At 72.0% G+C, this 4,440-nt stretch carries 1 protein-coding gene; it reads right to left on the reverse strand.

Annotation, left to right across the window (positions count from 1 at the left end):
- Positions 1–4,440 (reverse strand): AAA family ATPase (locus tag LXT23_RS49415; protein ID WP_253987545.1); only part of this gene is annotated, 4,440 nt, incomplete at both ends.

Consider the following 4,440-nt stretch of genomic DNA (forward strand, 5'->3'; position numbering starts at 1 on the left):
TGCAGACGGCGGTGCGGCGTGCCAGCTCCTGGGCCAGCTCCAAATCCGCCTCGTCGTAGTAGCGCCTGGGGACTTCGCAGACGAGGGTGATGACGCCCAGCGTCTTGCCGCGTGCGATGAGCGGCACGTGCATGGCCGACTTCAGCCCCATCACCTGGAACTCCTCCACGAACTCCGGGCCGTGCCCGTGCTCGGCGAGCATGTCGGGGACCACCTCGCTGTGCAGCACGGGCTGGCCCGTCCTCAGGGCGCGGATGAGGCCAGGCGGTGAGTTCCAGTCGACCGGGTACTTCTCCTGAAGCCTCCGGAGGTGGGCCTCCTTCTCCGGGTCCGCATGGGTGATGGGAAGCGTGCGGATGCGGTCGCCGTCCTCGGGCAGGGTGAACATGCACCAGTCGGCGAGGAAGGGGACCACCAGGCGGGCGGCGCGGCTGAAGATGAGCTCCACGTCGAGCGACTCGGCCAGCACCAGGCCGGAGTCGGCGAGGAAGCGCACGGCGGCCTCGGCGCGGCGGCGCTCGTTGACCTCCACCTTGAGCTGCTCGAAGAGCTGGCTGTTCTCCAGGGAGATGGCCAGCTGGGAGGAGAGGGCGCGCAGCACACCGACGCGCTCGGGAGTGAAGGCGCGGGTGGCCAGCTCGTTCTCCAGGTAGAGCACGCCGACGGTGCGGGCCTGACGCTGGATGGGGACGGCGAGGGCGGACTTGATGGAGCGGCGCACGACACAGGGGTCGGCGACGAAGCGGCCCTGGTGAGCGGCGTCACCCAGGACCAGCGTCTCTCGCGTCCGCCAGGCGTGCTCCACCAGGGAGCCGGGCACCTCGGTGGAAGCCGCCAGCGGGGTGTGCTCCAGGTTGACGTGCTCGGAGACGCGCCCCTCGGCGCGCACCACGAGGCTGCCCGCTTCATCCAGCACCAGCGCGCCGCGCGTGGCACCGGCGGCCTCCAGACAGACGGCCATCAGCTTCTCCATCAGCCGGTCCAGCACCACCTCGCCCACCAGCGTCTCAGACGCCTTGAGCAGGCTGAGCAGGTCCAGCGAAGCGTCCGGCGACGTGCCGCTCACCGCCGTGGTGGCGGGCTCGCTCCAGGCCCTGCCGCCTACGGGCTTGAGGTCGGGGAACTCCTCTTCCAGCAGGGACACCTTGGCCCACGCGCCCCAGCGCGCATACGTCTCCAGCGCGGAGCGCAGGTGCAGGGTGGCGAAGCGCTCGCGGCCCAGCGTGCGGTAGAAGCGCCCGGCCAGCTCGTGCGACAGGGCCTCGTCCTGGAGGAAGCCCTCGGCGTGGGCACCGTCGATGGCGCTGTCATAGAGGGCCATGGCATCCAGGGGCCGGTCCTCGAGGCGGGCGACCTCCGCGGCGACGAGCTGGTGCTTGTGGCGGAAGTTCTCCGGGCAGCTCTCCGCCCACGCGGTGAGCTGTTGCTGGTTGGCGGCGACGTGGGCCAGGGCTTCGGCCCGCGCCTCGGGCGTGGCACCGGCCTGCGCCATCCACGCCAGCGAGCTCAGGCAGGTGTACTCGGGCATCCGGTGGGAGCCCTGGAGGTGGACGATATAGGGGACCGCTTCCTCTGACATCCGCACGGCCTCGGCGAAGTCTCCCAGCAGGTAGGCGACCTCCAGCCGGAGCATGGCGTGGACGCAGCGGTTGAGCTGCGCCAGCTGTCCCGAGCCGAGGAAGGACTGCTCGTCGAAGTCGTCGTCGTCGAAGCGCGCGTGCTGGTGGGTGCGGCCCTGGAGGGCGCGGACGGCCTGCCGGAAGAGCAGCACCGTGTCCCGCATGGGCAGCTCGCCGCACTTGCGGAAGAAGGCGAGACAGGTGTCGACGGAGGCCAGCACCCGCCCGAGCTCCACGCCCATCGCGAACTCCGTGGAGGTGCCGCAGATGAGGGCATAGCTCGCGAAGTGCAGGTCCCCTCCCTCCATTCCCAGGGCGACCGCGCGGCGCACCAGCGGCAGGTTCGCGCGCAGCGGCGCCCTCCAGTGGTGGAGGTGGAGCAGCGTGGTGAGGGCCCGGCACTCCTGGCGTGGGTCCCCCAGCCGCCGGGCCAGCGCCACGGCCAGGGTGGCGAAGGCGTGGCCGGACGCGACGTCTCCCTGGCTCAGCGACAGCAGCATCGCGTGGCCCCCGTACGCCACGGGTGCCCAGTGCGAGTTGCCGTCCTTCAGCGTGAGGTTGAGGGCCCGCGTGTTGATGAGCGCGAAGAACTCCGGGTGCATCAGGTAAGCCACGTTGTCCAGCTCGGCCAGCAGTCGCACGCAGGCGCGCTCCTCCGGGTCCTCCATCCAGGGTGCGTCCAGCAGCTCCTCCGGCGTGCGGCCCCGCAGGTTCACCTGCACCTGGGCCAGCTCGGCGGCGACGGCGGCGCCCAGGTCCTGCTCCGGCAGCTCCATGCCGAACAGCCGCAGCGCCGCGAACCCCGAGCGGAAGCCCTCCGTGAAGTTCCCGTGGAGGGCATGGGCCAGGACCTGCAGGCAGTGCAGGTCCACCTTCTCCATGCGGGAGCTGGCGTACTCCAGGGCGGTCCGCACCAGCTCTCCGGCCAGCCCGGGGTCCCCCGAGAAGTAGGCGCACTCGGCCGCGGCCTGGTGCAGGTGGAACACCTGCTCACGATGCGCTGGCCAGTGCGCCTGGGGAAGCAGCGCGATGCCGCGCAGCAGGTACACCAGCGCCGCGCCGAAGGCCGACGCCGCCTTGGCCTTGAGGCCCGCGCGCAGGTGGAGCTCCACCAGGTCCTGTCCCTCCACCCGTCCGCCGGGCCGCGCCAGGCCCAGGTGCAGGTGGTCCACCACCTCGAAGAGCCGCTCCTCGACTTCCGCCGCGGTGGCGCCCTGGAGCAGCCTGCGGCCCGCCTCGTGGTGGATGCGGCGCCGCTCGTCCTCGGACAGCAGCGAGTACGCCGCCTGCCGGACGCGGTCGTGCGCGAAGCGGTACGTGGCGCCCCGCTCCTGGAGGCTCCCGCTCGACAGGGCGTCGCCGCGCGGGTGCCGGGCCTCGTTTCCCTCCGGGAGCAGCAGCCGCTCCCGGAGCAGGCTCCAGAGCGCGGAGGCCGCGCCGTCCTCCGTCTCTCCACCCACCAGGGCGGACAGCAGCCACAGCTCCACGCGGTCTCCCAGGCATGCGGCCACCTTCAAGGCCCGCTGCGCCTCGCCGGGTAGGCGGCGGATGGTGGCCATCATCAGCTCCACCACGTTCTCCGTGGCCTCCACGTGCTCCAGCGCGTCCAGCTCCCAGCGCCACGCGCCGCTGTCGAGGTCGAACACGAGCAGGCCGGTCTGGTGCAGCAGTCGCAACAGCCGGGTGATGAAGAGGGGGTTGCCCGCCGTCTTGCGCAGCACGAGGTCCGCCAGCGGGCGCGCGCGCTCGTCGCCGCAGCGGAAGGTGTCGGCGCACAGCGCGGTGACGGCGGACAGCTCCAGCGGCGCGAGCTCGAGCGTCCGGAAGGGCATCGACTCCGTCTCGCGCAGGGACGCAATCCAATGCGACAGGGGATGGGTGGGGTCGACCTCCCGGGGCCGGTAGGCGCCCACCAGCAGGACGTGGTGCGAGTCCGGGTCCGTGGTCAGCGATTTCAACAACTGGAGCGAGCCCGGGTCGGCCCACTGCAGGTCGTCCAGGAAGAGCACCAATGGGTGCTCGGCGGATGCGAGCGCCTGGACGAAGGCCTGGATGAGCAGGTGGAAGCGGGCCGCGGCCTCCACCGGGCCCAGCTCGGGTTGCACGGGCTGCGGGCCCAGCAGCTCCTCCAGCTCCGGGAGCACCTCACCGAGGACGTGGCCACCGCTTCCCAGGGCCGACAGCAGGCCGCGCCGCCAGGTGTCTCGGACCTCCGGGGGCTGCTCCCGCACCCGGGCGAGCAGCCCCTGGAAGGCCTCCACGAAGGCGGCGTACGGCACGTTGCCCTGGAGCTGGTTGAACTTCCCGCACAACACCTGGTCGCCCGGCGCCGCGCGGCGGTGCAACTGCCGGACGAGGGCGGACTTGCCGATGCCCGCCTCGCCCACCAGCAGCACGCCCTCGCTGGCGCCCCTGCGCACCCGCTCCAGGGCCTCGCGCAGCCGCAGCAGCTCGCGCTCCCGCCCGTAGAGCTTGTCCGGAAACGACAGCTGCCGCGCCAGGTCCACCCGCCCCAGCTCGAACGAGCCCATGGCCCCGGACGCCTGCCGGCGCCGCGCTTCCAAGAGGTCCGCCAGCAGCGCCTCGGCGCTCTGGTAGCGCTCCTCCGGCATCTTCGCCAGCAGCTTGAGGACGACGTCGGAGAGCAGCTTGGGCACGGCGGGGTTGGCGAAGGCCGGAGGGACTGGAGGCCGGGCCAGGTGGGCATGCACCAGCTCGGCCGGGTCCATGGAGACGAAGGGCGGCAGGCCGGTGAGCAGCTCATAGAAGGTGGCGCCCAGGGAGTAGAGGTCGGCGCGGTGGTCGATGGGACGACTCATGC

This window comes from Pyxidicoccus xibeiensis, from assembly GCF_024198175.1.
Lineage (GTDB): Bacteria > Myxococcota > Myxococcia > Myxococcales > Myxococcaceae > Myxococcus > Myxococcus xibeiensis.